Source organism: Micrococcaceae bacterium Sec5.8 (assembly GCA_039636775.1).
In the GTDB taxonomy this organism is placed as follows: domain Bacteria; phylum Actinomycetota; class Actinomycetes; order Actinomycetales; family Micrococcaceae; genus Arthrobacter.
The window spans coordinates 2,188,597-2,204,283 of sequence record CP143429.1; the positions used below are offsets into that span (position 1 = coordinate 2,188,597).

16 protein-coding genes are annotated in these 15,687 nt (G+C 67.5%); 2 read left to right on the forward strand and 14 right to left on the reverse strand.

Translation table 11 applies throughout. The annotated features are described in order from the left end of the window. The first annotated feature begins 32 nt into the window (after positions 1-32). On the forward strand, positions 33-1,313 hold the full coding sequence (locus VUN84_10035) for a PrsW family intramembrane metalloprotease (protein ID XAS62682.1): 1,281 nt from the start codon (positions 33-35) through the stop codon (positions 1,311-1,313). Between the two features lie 92 nt (positions 1,314-1,405). On the opposite strand, the gene nusB is transcribed toward VUN84_10035, so the two are convergent. The 14 genes from nusB to VUN84_10105 form a co-directional block, all read right to left on the reverse strand. Beyond that, positions 1,406-1,816 carry a transcription antitermination factor NusB gene (gene nusB, locus VUN84_10040; GenBank protein XAS62683.1) on the reverse strand — a complete coding sequence of 137 codons (411 nt, stop codon included), beginning with the start codon at positions 1,814-1,816 and terminating at the stop codon, positions 1,406-1,408. After that, entirely contained in the window at positions 1,816-2,379 is a 564-nt protein-coding gene (gene efp / locus VUN84_10045; GenBank protein XAS62684.1) for an elongation factor P, read from the reverse strand. Before efp ends, nusB begins: the two co-directional genes overlap by 1 nt. 178 nt (positions 2,380-2,557) lie before the next feature. Further along, positions 2,558-3,076 (reverse strand): tetratricopeptide repeat protein, encoded by a 519-nt coding sequence (locus VUN84_10050; GenBank protein XAS62685.1) that lies wholly within the window; start codon positions 3,074-3,076, stop codon positions 2,558-2,560. Continuing rightward, entirely contained in the window at positions 3,076-4,167 is a 1,092-nt protein-coding gene (aroB, locus tag VUN84_10055) for a 3-dehydroquinate synthase (protein XAS62686.1), read from the reverse strand. The genes VUN84_10050 and aroB overlap by 1 nt, the downstream gene beginning before the upstream one ends. Further along, entirely contained in the window at positions 4,164-4,757 is a 594-nt protein-coding gene (locus VUN84_10060) for a shikimate kinase (GenBank protein ID XAS62687.1), read from the reverse strand. The genes aroB and VUN84_10060 overlap by 4 nt, the downstream gene beginning before the upstream one ends. Positions 4,758-4,768: 11 nt before the next feature. Beyond that, positions 4,769-5,968, reverse strand: coding sequence for a chorismate synthase (gene aroC, locus VUN84_10065; protein ID XAS62688.1), 1,200 nt, complete (start codon positions 5,966-5,968; stop codon positions 4,769-4,771). A 26-nt stretch (positions 5,969-5,994) separates the two neighbouring features. Next, on the reverse strand, positions 5,995-6,912 hold the full coding sequence (locus tag VUN84_10070) for a shikimate dehydrogenase (GenBank protein ID XAS62689.1): 918 nt from the start codon (positions 6,910-6,912) through the stop codon (positions 5,995-5,997). After that, positions 6,909-8,417: an endolytic transglycosylase MltG gene (gene mltG, locus VUN84_10075; protein XAS62690.1), complete on the reverse strand. Its 1,509-nt coding sequence runs from the start codon at positions 8,415-8,417 to the stop codon at positions 6,909-6,911. The genes VUN84_10070 and mltG overlap by 4 nt, the downstream gene beginning before the upstream one ends. A 1-nt stretch (position 8,418) precedes the next feature. Further along, the gene (ruvX, locus tag VUN84_10080) at positions 8,419-9,012 is read right to left on the reverse strand and encodes a Holliday junction resolvase RuvX (protein XAS62691.1); all 594 of its coding nucleotides are present in this window, start codon (positions 9,010-9,012) and stop codon (positions 8,419-8,421) included. A 10-nt stretch (positions 9,013-9,022) separates the two neighbouring features. Beyond that, the gene (gene alaS / locus VUN84_10085) at positions 9,023-11,701 is read right to left on the reverse strand and encodes an alanine--tRNA ligase (protein ID XAS62692.1); all 2,679 of its coding nucleotides are present in this window, start codon (positions 11,699-11,701) and stop codon (positions 9,023-9,025) included. A 183-nt stretch (positions 11,702-11,884) separates the two neighbouring features. After that, positions 11,885-12,133: a hypothetical protein gene (locus tag VUN84_10090; protein ID XAS65816.1), complete on the reverse strand. Its 249-nt coding sequence runs from the start codon at positions 12,131-12,133 to the stop codon at positions 11,885-11,887. Positions 12,134-12,171: 38 nt separating this feature from the next. Then, positions 12,172-12,546, reverse strand: a complete 375-nt coding sequence (locus VUN84_10095) for a DUF948 domain-containing protein (protein XAS62693.1) — start codon at positions 12,544-12,546, stop codon at positions 12,172-12,174. A 145-nt stretch (positions 12,547-12,691) separates the two neighbouring features. Next, positions 12,692-13,318 (reverse strand): 30S ribosomal protein S4, encoded by a 627-nt coding sequence (gene rpsD, locus VUN84_10100; protein ID XAS62694.1) that lies wholly within the window; start codon positions 13,316-13,318, stop codon positions 12,692-12,694. A 190-nt stretch (positions 13,319-13,508) separates the two neighbouring features. Continuing rightward, entirely contained in the window at positions 13,509-14,954 is a 1,446-nt protein-coding gene (locus VUN84_10105; protein XAS62695.1) for a replication-associated recombination protein A, read from the reverse strand. 59 nt (positions 14,955-15,013) lie between these two features. Between VUN84_10105 and VUN84_10110 the strand changes: the two genes are divergently transcribed. Then, positions 15,014-15,661, forward strand: coding sequence for an acVLRF1 family peptidyl-tRNA hydrolase (locus VUN84_10110; protein XAS62696.1), 648 nt, complete (start codon positions 15,014-15,016; stop codon positions 15,659-15,661). The last annotated feature ends 26 nt before the right edge of the window (positions 15,662-15,687 follow it).

The window sequence follows — 15,687 nt, forward strand, 5'->3', positions numbered from 1 at the left end:
GTTTAGCCTCACGGGGACATAGGCTCAAACCCATGACCACGAATGAGCCGCGGCCCGGGCAGAACCACCCCGGATACTCCCCCGGCGGCCGGCGGCCGCTGCCCCAGCAGGCGAACCCGACGTGGCTGGGTCACGTCCAGCCGGAGGACTACCGGCAGGCTCCGGCCCCCGACGGTGGTCCGTTCCAACCGATGCGCCCCTCCGCCGTGACGCCGGCCCTTCCGCCGGTCCAGCGCCGGGGCGGGTCCGCCGGCGTCGTGGGGCTTGTGGTGGGCGGCGGCTTCCTCGCGTTTATTAGCCTGTTCCTGGTGCTGCCCTTCCTGCTGGGCAGCACCGGCGGGTCCGGCTTTGTTATCGGCTTTGTCGCTTCGCTGGTTCCGCTGGCCACCGTGCTGCTGACAGTGCGCTTCATTGACCGGTGGGAGCCTGAGCCCAAGCCCCTGCTGCTGTTCGCCTTTGTCTGGGGAGCGGTGGTGTCCATCGCCGTGACGATCCTGCTTCAACCCTACTTCTCGCTGATCGCCGGTCCCGCGTCGGGGCTGGACTCCACGACGTTTGCCGTGACAGTCCAGGCGCCGGTGGTGGAGGAGTTCGCCAAGTCACTGGGCCTGCTGCTGCTCTTGCTCTTCGCCCGGAAACACTTCGACGGGCCGGTGGACGGGGTGGTGTTTGCCTTCACGATCGCGGCCGGTTTTGCGTTCACCGAGAACATCCTCTACTTTGGCCGGGCGATCGCTGTGTCCAGCGACCCCGGGGCGGACCTCGCGGTGGTGTTCTTCCTGCGCGGGGTCATGTCCCCCTTCGCGCACGCTCTTTTCACGGGTACCACCGGACTCATCCTGGGCTTCGCCGCGCGCCGCGGGAGCACCGGCCTGATGCTTCTCGCGTTCGTCGTCGGCCTCGTTCCCGCGATGTTGCTGCACAGCGGCTGGAACAGCATGGGCCGGAACTTCCTGGCACAGTACTTGTTGGTCCAGGTCCCCATCTTCCTGCTGGCGGTGGTGCTTATTGTGCTGCTGCGGGTGGCGGAGCAGCGGCTGACCCGCCAGCGGCTTAAGGAGTACGCGGCGGCGGGCTGGTTCACCGCCGCGGAGGTGGACATGCTGGCCACCGCCGGCGGCCGGCGGGCGGGCCTGCGCTGGGCCAGGTCCATCGGCCGCGGCCCACAGATGAAAGCCCTGCTCCGCGCCGCCACCGACCTCGCCTTCACGCGTCAGCGGATCCTCAGCGGCCGCGACGTCCCGGCGCATCAGCTCGACGAGCAGCACCAGCTCGCCGGGATCAGCGGACTCCGGGCCGCCGTCCTCGGCTGATCCCGGCGGATGGAGCCTGCAACACAGGTTCCCTGCGAACGCAAGAACCCCGCCCAGGGCACCTGGGCGGGGTTCTTGTGGAGCGTGCCGGGTCAGGCGAGCAGCGAGGGTTTCAGCTGCTGGAGCCGGCCCAACAGTCCGTTGATGAACTGCGGGGACTCGTCTGTGGAGAGGGTCTTGGCCAGCGCCACGGCCTCGCTGACAGCAACGCCGTCGGGGACGTCGTCGTTGTAGAGCAACTCCCAGGTGCCGATGCGCAGGATGATGCGGTCCACCGACGGCATCCGCTCCAGTGTCCAGCCCTGCGAGTAGGTTTCGAGGAATTCATCGATGGCCACCTGGTGGGAGAGAACTCCTTCGACGATGTCGAGGGTGTAGGGATTAATGATTTGGTCGGTCACCTCCCGGCGGGACTTCAGTACATCGAACGCCGACACTGAGCGCTGCTCCGCTTCGAAGAGAACATCCAGGGCCCGGTTGCGGGCTTTACCGCGTGCACTCACTAGTCGTTGACCCTGCCAAGGTAGCTGCCGTCACGGGTATCCACCTTGACCTTGGTGTTGTTCTCGACGAACAGCGGCACCTGGATTTCGTAACCGGTTTCGAGCGTGGCGGGCTTGGTGCCGGCGGAGGAGCGGTCACCCTGCAGACCCGGCTCGGTGTAGGTGATTTCGAGGACGACGCTCGGGGGCAGTTCGATGTAGAGCGGGTTGCCCTCGTGGATGGCGATGTTGACCATCTGGTTTTCGAGCATGAAGTTGGTAGCGTCACCGACGGTGGCACCGGACACGGTGAGCTGGTCGAAGTCGGACGTGTCCATGAAGACGAAGTCGGCGCCGTCCTGGTACAGGTACTGGTAGTCACGGCGGTCCACCGTGGCGGTCTCGATCTTAAGTCCGGCGTTGAAGGTCTTGTCGACGACCTTGCCGGACATCACGTTGCGCATCTTGGTGCGCACGAACGCTCCACCCTTGCCGGGCTTGACGTGCTGGAACTCAATGATGTTCCAAAGCTGGCCTTCCAGCTTCAGGACGGTTCCGTTCTTGATGTCGTTAGTGGTTGCCACAATTCCCTCTTAATTTCTAGGTTGACTGGTTCTAGCCACCAGCCGCTTATGCCAGGCAGGCATGCCGTCGGGCCCGCCAGCGCGTGTTTATCAAAAATCCAAGAACCATTCTACCGGTTTTGGCGTTCCGCTGCCGGACGGGCCCCAACGCACCGGGCCGGGGCCCGGCCGGATCGTTTCAGGCGTCGCGCTCCAGGACGTCGCGCGCCCGCTGCAGCGCCACCGTGGCGGCGTAAATCAGAGCCGCGTCGGCTGAACCGGCCACGCGGAGGTCCAGGGCTTTTGTGAAATTTTCGACGGCGGCGCCCGGGTTGCCGCTGGCGAAATAGGACTGGCCGAGGTGCAGGCGGATGACGGCCTCGTCCGGTGTCCCGCGTGTTTCTGCCAGCAGTTGGCGGAACAGCTCAACGGCCCGGTCGAGCCGGTGGGAGACCCGCAGGACGTCGGCTTCGAAGATGCGCAGGCGCAGGGAAGAGGGATCGCTGTAGCGGGCTTCGGCGAGCAGCTCGGCGGCTTCAGCGGGATGGCCTTCGACGAGGCGGACAAGGATCAGGTCACCGGGGTCGGTCGAGGCTGCCAGCGCGGTGGCGACAGCGTCCGCGTTGACGATCTGCGGCACGAGGCTCTCCGGATTGATCTTGATGCCGGGATATCCGGCGTCCGGCCAATCATTGGTGCCGCCTGGGACCGGGGCCATCAGGAGGCGATCTCCTGGTAGGCGGCGAACAGCAGCGAGGTGTCCGGAACGTCGAGGATGCCGGGGCGGGCGACGCCGTCGAGCACCACGAAACGCAACAGGTCGCCGCGGGACTTCTTGTCCCGGCGCATGCCGTCAAGCAGCGCCTGCCACCGGTCGCGCCGGTAGGTGATGGGCAACCCGAGGCTTTCCAGGATGCTGCGGTGCCGGTCGGCGTCGGCGTCGGTGAGCCGGCCGACACTGCGCGCCAGTTCCGCGGCGAACATCATGCCGACGGAGACGGCGGCGCCGTGGCGCCACGAGTACCGCTCGGCAAGTTCGATTGCGTGGCCGAGGGTGTGGCCGTAGTTGAGGATTTCGCGCTGGCCGGTTTCCTTCAAGTCCTCGGAGACCACCCGCGCCTTGACGGTGATGGCCCGTTCGATGAGCTCCCGCACAGCGTCCGAGCGGGGATCCGTGACGGCGGCCGGGTCTTTTTCGAGCAGGTCGAGGATGGCCGGGTCGGCGATGAAGCCGCACTTGATGACCTCGGCCATGCCGGAGATCATCTCGTTCCTGGGCAGGGTCTCGAGGGTGTCGAGGTCCGCGAGGACACCGGCGGGCGGGTGGAAGGCGCCCACGAGGTTCTTGCCTTCGGCGGTGTTGATGCCGGTCTTGCCGCCGACGGCCGCGTCCACCATCCCCAGCAGGGAGGTGGGCATGTGGATGACTTTGACCCCGCGCAGCCATGTCGCAGCCACGAAGCCGGCCAGGTCCGTGACTGCCCCGCCGCCGACTGCGACGACGGCGTCGGAGCGGGTGAAGTCGTTCTGGCCCAGCACCTGCCAGCAGAAGGACGCCACCTCAATGTGCTTGCCTTCTTCCGCGTCCGGGATCTCCGCTGTGAGGGCCGTGAATCCGGCCGAGGCGAGCTCCTCCCGGACCGTGTCGCCGGTGAGGCGCAGCGCCCGCGGGTGAATGACGAGGACGCGTTTGACCCGCTCCCCCAGCAGTCCCGGGAGGCGCGCCAGCAGGCCGCGGCCCACCACGACGTCGTAATTCTCGGCAACACTCTGCCCGGTGACGCTGATAACGGTTGATTCGGTGATCACTTTTCAACTTCCTTTGTCGCCGCCGCAGCGGGTCCGGCTGCGGTTTCCGCAGCGGCGTACCCGCGCAGCGCATCTTCCAGCCGGTGCGCGATGTCCGGAACGGACCCGCTCCGCACGTCCAGCACCACGTCGGCGAGCCGCTCATAGACCGGCCGCCGGGTGGCGAGCAACGTCTTCCAACGCTCCATGGCGTCCCCTGCCAGCAAGGGGCGGCTGGCGTTCCTGGCAATGCGCTCCGCCACGGTGTCCGCATCGCATTCAAGGTAGACCACGGTACAGTGCTCCAGCAATTGCTGTGTGCCGGAGTCCAGCACGGCGCCCCCGCCAAGGGAGATCACCGTGGTGGAGCCGAGTGCGTCTTCGACGGCCCGGGCGACGGCCCTGGCCTCAAGTTCACGGAACGTGCACTCACCACGGCTGGCAAAAATGTCGGCGATGGAGCCGTGGGCGGCGACCACCACGACGTCGGTGTCCACGAACGAGGCTCCCAGTTGCTGCGCAAGCTGGCGTCCGATGGCGGACTTCCCGACGGCCATGGGTCCGATCAGTGCGATGGGCCGGGCACCCGTCCTGTCCGGCGGGGCCGGCATGTCGGCTGGCACTACTGCCCGATCGAGTCCAGGGACGCCGGAATGTTGTCCAGGTAACCCTTGATGTTGCGGGCGGTTTCCTGCACGGAATCGCCGCCGAACTTTTCGGTGACCGCCTCGGCCAGGACCAGGGCCACCATGGCCTCGGCCACGACGCCGGCTGCGGGCACCGCACAGACGTCCGAGCGCTGGTGGTGGGCTTTGGCGGCCTCGCCGGTGCTGACATCGATGGTGCGCAGGGCCCGGGGCACCGTGGCGATCGGCTTCATGGCGGCGCGGACGCGCAGGACATCACCGATGCTCATGCCGCCTTCGATGCCGCCGGCGCGGTTGGACGTGCGGATAATTCTGCCGTCGGCGTCCTTGACGATTTCGTCATGGGCGGCCGACCCGCGGCGCGACGCAGTGAGGAACCCATCGCCCACCTCGACTCCCTTGATGGCCTGGATGCCCATCAGGGCGGCCGCCAGCCGTGAGTCGAGGCGGCGGTCCCAGTGGACGTAGCTGCCCAGCCCCGGTGGAAGTCCGTAGGCGAGGACCTCGACGACTCCGCCGAGGGTTTCGCCTTCTTTGTGCGCGGCATCGACCTCGGCAACCATGGCGTCGGAGGTTTCCCGGTCAAAGCAGCGCAGCGGGTCCGAGTCGAGGGCCAGGACGTCGCCGGGAACCGGCAGCGGCCGGCCTTCGGGCACCGAGGTGCTGGCAATCGACACGGTGTGGGAGACGAGCTCGATGCCGAGCTGTCCAAGGAAGGCGGAGGCAACGGTGCCAAGGGCCACCCTGGTCGCCGTCTCCCGGGCGCTGGCGCGCTCCAGCACGGGCCGGGCTTCGTCAAAGCCGTATTTCTGCATGCCGGTGAAGTCAGCGTGGCCGGGCCGGGGCCGGGTCAGCGGCGCATTGCGGGCCTGGTCGGCGAGAATGTCCGGGTCCACCGGGTCAGCAGACATGATCTGCTCCCACTTGGGCCATTCGGTGTTGCCCACCTGGATGGCGACCGGGCCGCCCTGGGTGGTTCCGTGGCGGACACCGCCGAGGATCGTGACGGCATCCTGTTCGAATTTCATCCTCGCTCCGCGGCCGTAGCCGAGCCGCCGGCGGGCCAGCGAATCGGCGATTTGCGCGCTGGTGAGCTCAACACCGGCGGGCACGCCTTCAATAATTCCGACCAGGGCCGGCCCATGGGATTCTCCGGCAGTCAACCAACGCAGCATAAAATCCATCCTGCCATGTAAGACGGTTAGAACACCCGTCGGGGCGCACCGACTGCGTCACACATCACATCTATGACCTCCGGGGGCATGGTGTCCCCGAGGCCGGTGAAGTGCCGGACTTGTTCCACGGCCTGGTAAATGAGCATCTCGAGCCCGGGCACGACGGCGCCGCCGGCCTCCTGCCAGGCGGACGCGATCCGGCTGGGCCACGGGTCGTAGGCGACGTCCAGCAGAACCCCGGGCCGGGCCTGTGCGGTTTCCGCGGCGGTGTCGCCCGCGCGGTTCGCGAACGCCTGCGCCAGGTCTGCGGCCAGCGGGTCCGCTGCCCGCGGCGGAAGGGTGGATATTACGACGTCGGCCCCGGCTGCTGCCACTGCGACGCCCGCCATTGGAAGAACCCGGACCGGGAGGCCGACGGCGGCGGCAGCCGCCCGGGCCTCCGCCGCACGGCTGACATCGCGGACGAAAACGTCAACTGCCGGCGCACCCAGGATCTTCAGCGCGGCGATGGCGGCGGCGGACGTACCGCCGCCGCCCAGGACGACGGCAGTGGGCGCGGAAGCGGCGCCGGCGTGGCGGAGGGCGTTGACGATTCCGGCGACGTCGGTGTTGTAGCCGACCAGGCGGACGGGGCCGGTTTCCGCGCCGGTGGCTTCGAACGCCACAGTGTTCACGACGCCGAGGTCGCGGGCCACCCCGCGCACCTCATCGAGTTCCCGGACCACCGCGGACTTCAGCGGCATGGTCACCGACAGGCCGCGCCAAGTATTCCCTTGCCGGAGGTCGTTCCGGACCCGGGCCAGGAAGGCCGGCAGGGCGTCCTCGGTCACGTCGACCGCCGCGTAATCCAGCGCCACGCCGAGAAAATCGTAGGCTGCACGGTGCAGGGCCGGGGACTTGGAGTGGCTGATCGGGTGCCCGAGCACGGCTGCCCGGGGCATCATACGCAGCGGCCGGCGTTCGCCTCACACCACGCGTTGTACTTGGCCACATTCGTGTTGTGCTCCGCGAGGGTCTTGGAGAACAGGGTCTCCTTGGTGTCCAGGTTGATGGTCACCCAGTACAGGTAATCGTTCACCTTGGGGTTGGCGGCCGCGTCGATCGCAGTCTTGCCCGGCGAACCGATGGGTCCTACCGGCAGACCGGGGTTTGCGTAGGTGTTATACGGGTTGGACTTGTCAGCTTTCTGCGCTTCGTCGATATGGAAGCTCTTAATGCCAAGCCCGTAGGTTACCGTCGCGTCAGACTGGATCAGGCCGATCGTCTCGGTGTTGTCCGGCTTGAGGCGGTTGTAAATGGCGCCGGCCACATCGCCGTATTCCGCCTGGCCGCCCTCGGCCTGGACAATGCTGGCAACGGTGACGGCGTCGTATTGTTTTGCCGGATCGGTGACGCCCTGGGACTTCAGCTCGTCCAGCGTGGTGGCGACGAGCTTTTGCAGGACGTCCTTGGCGGGTGTGCCCAGCGGGAACCGGTACTCGCCCGGGGCCAGGAAGCCCTCGAGGTTCTTGGCCTTGGCGGGGACGCCGAATTGCGCGGGCGATTCGTTGAGTGCCTTCAGATCGGACGCCGGCACGCCGGTGCCCTCGGAGATGGCCTGCAGCGATTCCCCGATGCGCAGGCCGGCGCTGAGGGCAACGTACATGACCTTTTCCTGGTCCTTGTTCAGCAGCACCGCGACGGCGTCGGAATTCTTCATTTCGTTGCGCATGGTGAAGTCCCCGGGGGCCAGCGCCCCGCCGGAGGCCAGGAACTCTTTGAGGAAGGAGTCGGCGTTGGCTACAACCTTCTTCGCCTGCAGCTCCGTGGCCACGGACTTCGGCCCGGAGCCCGGCGGAACGGTGATGAGCACTTCACCGGTTCCGGGGCCGGGATAATCAGCTACGGTGTCCCCGCCCAGTAAGGGCTTGAGGAACTGCGCACCGACAGCGACTGCCACCACAAAAACGATCAGGGTCAGCAACAAGGCCAAGACACGGCGCCTGCGGCGGACCTTGCTGGACGGGCTCTTGGACGTTCGGATAGCGGCACCTTCGGCCAGTACAACGCGGCCGTCTTCCTCTGGGTGTTCATCATGCGGGAGTTCATCAAGCGGGTGGCCGTCCGCGGGGTGTTCATCAAGGGGGTACCCGGCGTCGTACCCGGCGTGGATGGCCTGGTCATCATGCGCGTAGGAGTCGTCCGGGTGCCCGGCGTGGCTTTCTGCGGGCACTTCGTGCACCGTGGGGTCCGCCGGGGGCAGATCCGGCGCACCGGCAGCAGGGGCATCCGCCCCGGTCCCGGGCTGCGCCGGCTGGAGAGAGTCATTGCTCTCAGCGTCGGAACCTTCAGCGGCGTGGCCGTCAGCGCCGCGGCGCGTTTCCTGGGCCCCGGGCTCCTTGCGCGTCAGCGCCCGTCCGGCGTCGTCGAATGCATCGCCGGAGGAGTCGTCACTGTTGACCGGGCTCACGTTAGCCTTCCATTTTGGGCACAATGCGTGACGCAGAATGCTCGTTTAGTACCGGGACGGCCTGTGCGCCATTCCCGGTTGACCCCGGCGTGGCATCCGCGTAGACGCGGATTCCAATCTCCGTCCCCCTGGCCTTTTGCATATCGATCGCGTGTTGCAGGATACCTGCGGCGGCAACCTGATCAACCACTTTACGGTGGTTCCGGCTGCTCATGCCAGCCTCGTGCAGGTGCCGGTGGGCGGAAACCGTACTGAGCCGCTCGTCCACCAGCCGCACCGGAACCTCGGCGCCGATCTCCCGTAATCTCCTTGCCAGTAATTGCGCATAATCCGTGGCCATCCGCGCCGAGGCGTGCTCCTCCCCCTTCAGCGTCCGGGGCAACCCTACAATGATCTCCACGGCGCCAATTTCCTCGGCCAGGGCCGCGAGGATCCGCACGTCCGAGTTCTTCTTCGCATTCCGATCCAGGGTGCGCAAGGGCGTGGCGAGAATGCCGTCACGGTCGCACACTGCCACGCCCACCCGGACGGTGCCGACGTCGACGCCGAGTTTAACGCCGTGGGGGTACCCGCCGGGTACGGCCGTGTCGTTCACGCCTCGTCCGCTATCGCCGGGTGATGGCGTCCACGACGGCGGCGAGGGCCTCGCCGACCTTGGTGGCATCGGTGCCGCCGCCCTGGGCGACGTCGTCCTTGCCGCCGCCACCGCCGCCGAGGATGCCCGCGGCCAGACGCACCAGGGCACCAGCCTTGACGCCGGCCGACCGGGCGGCGTCGTTCGTGGCGATCAGGATGACCGGGCGGTCGTTGCTGACACCGGCGACGGCGACGGCGGCCGGCTCGGAGCCGAGGCGGGTCCGCAGGTCGAGGGCCAGGCCGCGGAGGTCGTCCGCGCCGCTGACCTGGCCGGCGTCGTGGGCGATGACCTTGATGCCGGCCGCGTCCTTGGCCGTGCCCACGAGCTGCCCGGCCGCTGCCGTGAGCTGTTCCTTGCGCAGGCGCTCAAGTTCCTTCTCGGCAGTCTTGAGCTTGGTCAAGGTGGCGGCGACCCGGTCCGCGAGCAGACCGGAGGGAACCTTGAGCATGTCAGTGAGTTCGGTGACAAGGGCGCGTTCCGCGGCAAGGTGGCGGAAGGCATCCATGCCGACAAAAGCCTCGACGCGGCGGTTTCCTGACCCGACGGATTGCTCCCCGAGCAGCGAGAGGCTGCCAATCAGGGAGGTGTTCCCGACGTGCGTGCCGCCGCAGAGTTCACGGGACCAGGCGCCGTCGATCTCCACGACCCGGACTTCGTTGCCGTAGTTTTCACCGAACAGGGCCATGGCCCCGAGAGCCTTGGCCTCGGCGAGGCCCATGACTTTAGTCTCCACCCGGTAATTGTTGCGGATGGCGATATTGGAGACTTCCTCGATCTCGGAGCGGGTGGCCGGGCTCAGGCCCTCGCCCCACGCGAAGTCGAAGCGCAGGTAGCCGGCCTTGTTGAAGGAGCCGCGCTGCAGCGCTTCGGGGCCGAGGATCTGGTGCAGGGCCGCGTGCACGATGTGCGTGCCGGTGTGGGCCTGCTCCGCGGCGTGGCGGCGTTCGCGGTCCACAGCTGCCAGGACCTGCGAGTCGGCGCCGATTTCACCCTCACGGACGATTGCCTTGTGCACGCTCAGGCCCTTGATGGGGCGCTGGACGTCGAGGACTTCGACAACGAAGCCGTCGCCGGTGATCAGGCCGGTGTCGGCAGCCTGGCCGCCGGCCTCGGCGTAAAACGGGGTCTCGGCGAGGATCAGCTCGATTTCCTCACCGGTGGACGCCTGCGAGACCTTGCGGCCGCCGGCGAGGATGCCGCGGACCTTGGACTCGCCCGCGAGTTCGGTGTAGCCGGTGAAGACGGTCTCACCGGCGGAGAGCAGATCCTGGAACGCGCTGAGGTCCGCGTGGGATCCCTTCTTGCCCTTGGCGTCGGCCTGGGCGCGCTGGCGCTGTTCGAGCATGAGCTTGCGGAATTCGGGCTCGTCGACCTTGAGCCCGGCTTCCTCGGCCATTTCCAGGGTGAGGTCGATCGGGAACCCGTAGGTGTCATGCAAGGCGAAGGCGTCGGCGCCGGAGAGCGGCCGGTGGGCGGCCTGGGATTCCTTGACAGCGTCCTCGAGCCGGGCGGTGCCGGAGGCTATGGTGCGCAGGAACGCCTTCTCCTCGGCGTAGGCGATGCGGCTGATCCGGTCGAAGTCCGTCTCCACGATCGGGTAGACGCCCTTCATGGCGTCGCGTGAGGCGGGCAGCAGCTCCGGGAGGCAGGCCTTTTCGACGCCGAGCAGGCGCATGGAGCGCACGGCGCGGCGGATCAGGCGGCGCAGCACGTAGCCGCGGCCCTCGTTGGAGGGGGTGACGCCGTCGGCGATCAACATGAGGGAGGAACGGATGTGGTCCGCGACGACGCGCATCCGGACGTCATCAGTGTGGTGGGGGTCCTCCGGGGTCTCGGCCGAGGTGTAGGGCCGGCCGGAGAGCGCCGCGGCCCTGTCAATGACCGGGCGGACCTGGTCCGTCTCGTACATGTTCTCGACGTCCTGCAGGATCATCGCGAGGCGTTCCATGCCGAGGCCGGTGTCAATGTTCTTCTTGGGCAGTTCGCCGGTGATGTCGAAGTCCACCTTGGAGCGCACATTGTCGATCTGGTACTGCATGAACACGAGGTTCCAGATTTCCACGTAGCGGTTTTCGTCGGCGATCGGGCCGCCCTCGACGCCGTAGGACGGGCCGCGGTCGTAGTAGATCTCGGAGCAGGGGCCGGCCGGGCCGGGCTGGCCGGTGGACCAGTAGTTGTCCGCCTTGCCCATCCGCTGGATCCGCGCCGCGGGCATGCCGGTGTTCGTGAGCCAGAGCTGCTCCGCTTCGTCGTCCTCTTCGTAGACGGTGACCCAGAGCCGCTCGGGCGGCAGTCCGTAGCCGCCGTCGTCGACGCCGGTGGTCAGCAGCTCCCAGGCGAACTTGATGGCGTCTTCCTTGAAGTAATCGCCGAAGGAGAAGTTGCCGCACATCTGGAAGAACGTGCCGTGGCGGGCGGTCTTGCCCACTTCCTCAATATCGCCGGTCCGGATGCACTTCTGGACGCTGGTGGCGCGATTGTACGGGGATTCCTCCCGGGCGGTCAGGTAGGGAATGAACGGAACCATGCCGGCCACGGTGAACAGCAGGGAGGGGTCGCTGGAGACCAGGGACGCCGACGGGACCGGTGTGTGGCCCTTGCTGACGAAAAAGTCGATCCAGCGCTTGGTGATCTCCTGCGACTTCATGAGCTGATTACGTACCCTTCAATATTCACGGTGGTTGTGCTTCATTCACGGTGGTTGTGCTTCGCGGTGGTTATGTTTCGCGGTGGTCGTGGTTCGCGCGTGGTCTTCGCGGAACGGTGGTCCGGCGTCGGTCCGCTCCGGCGGGCCCGTGGCGGGCGCCGCCGTCGTTCAATTCTCTCCCGGCTAGCGCCGGACTGCAGCCTTGCCGGCGGAGCCGAGGGCGATTGCTTTCTCCAGGCCGGCGTCAAGGCCGAGGGCGGCGCGGAGCTCGGTCTCCCGTTCGGTCATGCCTTCCCGGAGCGCGTCGGCGAAGTCGTACAGGCCGTCGGTGAGCCGGCCCGCCGCCCGGTTGAGGCCTTCCGGGCCGAGGGTGGACTGCACTTCGGTGATCTTGCGGAACGCGATGACGCCGATGGCGACGCCGATGCCCATCCAGATGATTCGCTTCATGTCAGGTCTCCAGCGTCGGTTCAGCGGCTGCGGCGGCCGGTAGCGGGTTTTTTGCGGGCGGCGAACGCCGTGCGCACGCCGTAGCTGAAGGAGGCAACCTTGATCAGCGGCGACCCCACAGTGGCGGCCACCAGCGAGGACAACGCCGAGATATTGGCGGACGCGTCGGAGACGTTGTTCGCGATCCCGTCGACTTTCTTCAGCTGCTCATTGGTGGTGGACACGGTGGCCGTGACCTCGTCCATGAGTGGAGTGGCGCCGTCGCTGATGGAGCGGATGGAGGTCCGCACTTCATCGAACACTCCCCCGAGCTTCAGAATCGGCACGGCGAGCAGCAGGACCAGCAGTGCAAACACTCCGGCCGCGATCAGGCCGGCAATATCGCCACCAGTCATAGTCGTTCATCTCCTTATTGCGTCGTGTCCCTGCGGGCGCCGCCGGCTGATACAGCCGGCGGCCGCAGAACTCCCCCAAGTACCTTACATACAAAGAAGCCCGCGGCGCTTGCCACGGGCTTCTTTGTAAGGTGTCGCGTTGAATCTAGCGTGCGTAGAATTCCACGACGAGCTGCTCTTCGCAGGTCACGGGGACCTCGGAGCGCTTGGGGCGACGGACCAGGCGTGCCTGCAGGGCGTCAAGCTTGACGTCCAGGTAGGCCGGAACCATGGGCAGGACGTCGCGGTGGGCGCCGGCTGCTGCAACCTGGAACGGGGCCATGGTCTCGCTGCGGCTGTGGACGTGGACCAGCTGGCCCTCGGAGACGCGGAACGACGGGCGGTCCACGCGGATGCCGTCAACCATGATGTGGCGGTGCACAACCAGCTGGCGTGCAGAAGCGATGGTGCGGGCGAAGCCTGCGCGCAGCACGAGGGCGTCGAGACGCATTTCGAGAAGTTCGATCAGGTTTTCACCGGTCAGGCCCTTGGTGCGGCGGGCTTCTTCGAAGGCGCGGGTCATCTGGGCTTCGCGGATGCCGTACTGGGCGCGCAGGCGCTGCTTTTCGCGCAGACGTACGGCGTAGTCGGAGTCCTGCTTCTTGCGGGCACGGCCATGCTCACCGGGGCCGTACGGACGGCGCTCCATGTACTTGGCGGCCTTGGGGGTCAGAGCAATGCCGAGTGCACGCGAGAGGCGTGCTGTACGGCGAGCACGAGTGTTGTTAGCCACTTGTGTCCTTCCAATATCTGCGGTGTGTCAGTGTTACTGGCCTCCATCATGGAGAGCATCGGCCAACCGCTGCCTTTTGCTACTGGGCACAGGGCAAACCCATCTCAACGGCGGAAAGCCGAAATGTGGTGGATTGTGCGTCCGTGCCTTGCCAGACAACGAATAACTCTACCATGGCCGGAAACGGCGCTCACTTGCCCCGGATGATCCTGCGCAGCCGCTCGAGCCGGGTGGAGATGTCCCGTTCGGCGCCGTTGGCGGTCGGTTCGTAGTAGTTCCGGCCCACCAGGTCATCCGGCGGGTACTGCTGGGCGGCCACCGAGTGCGGCGCGTCATGGGCGTATTTGTAGCCCTGCCCGTGGCCGAGTTGTTTGGAACCCGGGTAGTGGGCGTCGCGCAGGTGGGCGGGGATGCCGTTGCCCAGGCCGGCCCGGACATCGGCGATCGCCTGGTTGATCCCCAGGTAGGCGGCATTGGATTTAGGTGCGGTCGCGAGATGGACCACCGCCTCGGCCAGGATGATGCGGCCCTCCGGCATGCCGATCAGCTGCACGGCCTGGGCGGCGGCGACGGCGGTCTGCAGCGCCGTCGGATCTGCCATGCCGACGTCCTCAGCGGCGGAGATGACGATGCGCCGGGCCACGAACCGCGGGTCCTCCCCCGCCTCGAGCATCCGGGCGAGGTAGTGCAGGGCGGCGTCAACGTCCGAACCCCGGATGGACTTGATGAACGCGCTGGCAACATCGTAGTGCTGGTCGCCGGCACGGTCGTAGCGAACCGAGGCGACGTCAAGGGCTCGTTCCGTGTGCTTGAGTTCGATCTTCACTGGAGCATCCGCGGCCCCAGTTCCGTCGACGCCGCCGGCGTCGTCCGCGTCGCCGAACGCGACACCGGCTGCCGCCTCGAGCGCGGTCAGCGCGCGGCGGGCGTCCCCGCCGGAGAGCCGGACCAGGTGGCCCAGCGCTTCGCCGCTGAGTTCGACTTTGCCGCCGAGGCCGCGGTGGTCGGTCGCAGCGCGCAACAGCAGGGCCTCGACGTCGGCATCGGTGAGGGGTTTAAGCGTCAGCAGCAGGGACCGCGAGAGCAGCGGCGAGACCACCGAGAAGGACGGGTTCTCGGTGGTCGCGGCGACCAGGACCACCCAGCGGTTTTCGACCCCGGGCAGCAACGCATCCTGCTGGGCCTTGTTGAACCTGTGGATCTCATCCAGGAACAACACCGTGGTGGTCTTGAACAGGTCACGGGCGGTGAGGGCTTCATCCATGACACGCCGGACGTCCTTGACGCCCGCGGTGATGGCGGAAAGCTCCACGAATTTACGGCCGGGGCCCTTGGCGATGACGTGGGCGAGGGTGGTCTTGCCCGTGCCGGGCGGCCCCCAGAGGATCAGCGAGCTGGGTCCCGCAGGGCCGGTGGCGTCGGTGCCTGCGGCCAACTGGCGCAGCGGCGACCCCTGCCCCAGCAGGTGCTGCTGGCCCACCACGTCGTCGAGGGTCCGCGGCCGCATCCTGACGGCCAAGGGGCTGCGCGGGGACGCCCCGCGGCGGGCAGAGCCTGCATCGGGCGTGTCCTCGGCGTCGCCGTCGTCCCCGGGAGCGGTGCCGCTGTCCCGTCCTGCGCCAAAGAGATCATCCACATAGATAGGCTACTTCTAGTTCCCACCCGCCCCGACACCCTTCCAACGGAGACCCCGCCATGGCAAGCCCCGAAACCCGTGTGGCATTCGTCTCCGGCGCCCGGCTGCCGGGCTGGGCGGAGCGTTTCGCGGCGAGCCACGGGTGCCTGACCGGGGAGGAGCTCGACGGCGGGCTGCAGCTGCGGGCGGCGGACGGCGCGGTGGCCCTGCTGCAGCCGCCCTGGCCGGCGGACGGGCGGCCCGGACGCGGCAGTGACGCCGTCGGCCGGCTCGCTTCCCTGGCGTCCCAGCCCCGGTGCATCGGGGCGGTGCTGGTCCGACGCGGCGGCTACTCCGTGGCGGTGGTGTCCGGGGGGCGGGTCCTCGCCAGCAAAACCGGCACCCGCCATGTGCAGTCCCGGACCGCTGCCGGAGGCTGGTCCCAGCAACGGTTTGCCCGGCGCCGGGCCAACCAGGCCGATGCCCTGGTGGAGGCTGTCGCGGCGCACGCCGCCCGGATCTTCGCGGAGCACCGGATCGAATACCTGGCGCCCGGCGGCGACCGGACCCTGGCTGAGCAGGTCCTCGCCGAACCGGTGCTGAAGCAATATGCCGCGCAACCGAGGCTGCAGTTCCTGGACGTTCCGGATCCGCGCGCAGTCGTCCTTAAAAAGGCGGCGGCGGACCTGTGTGCGGTGCGGATCCTGGTAACGGACCCACCGTCGTAAGTTCCCCGCCGCCATTTCGACGGCTG

What these genes read in the sequence shown, in the direction of transcription:
- VUN84_10035 (XAS62682.1), top strand. Translation starts at nt 33, where the DNA reads ATGACCACGAATGAGCCGCGGCCCGGGCAGAACCACCCCGGATACTCC.
- VUN84_10050 (XAS62685.1), bottom strand. Translation starts at nt 3,076, where the DNA reads ATGGCCCCGGTCCCAGGCGGCACCAATGATTGGCCGGACGCCGGATAT.
- VUN84_10060 (XAS62687.1), bottom strand. Translation starts at nt 4,757, where the DNA reads ATGCCGGCCCCGCCGGACAGGACGGGTGCCCGGCCCATCGCACTGATC.
- aroC (XAS62688.1), bottom strand. Translation starts at nt 5,968, where the DNA reads ATGCTGCGTTGGTTGACTGCCGGAGAATCCCATGGGCCGGCCCTGGTC.
- VUN84_10070 (XAS62689.1), bottom strand. Translation starts at nt 6,912, where the DNA reads ATGATGCCCCGGGCAGCCGTGCTCGGGCACCCGATCAGCCACTCCAAG.
- alaS (XAS62692.1), bottom strand. Translation starts at nt 11,701, where the DNA reads ATGAAGTCGCAGGAGATCACCAAGCGCTGGATCGACTTTTTCGTCAGC.
- VUN84_10090 (XAS65816.1), bottom strand. Translation starts at nt 12,133, where the DNA reads ATGGGCATCGGCGTCGCCATCGGCGTCATCGCGTTCCGCAAGATCACC.
- VUN84_10095 (XAS62693.1), bottom strand. Translation starts at nt 12,546, where the DNA reads ATGACTGGTGGCGATATTGCCGGCCTGATCGCGGCCGGAGTGTTTGCA.
- VUN84_10110 (XAS62696.1), top strand. Translation starts at nt 15,014, where the DNA reads ATGGCAAGCCCCGAAACCCGTGTGGCATTCGTCTCCGGCGCCCGGCTG.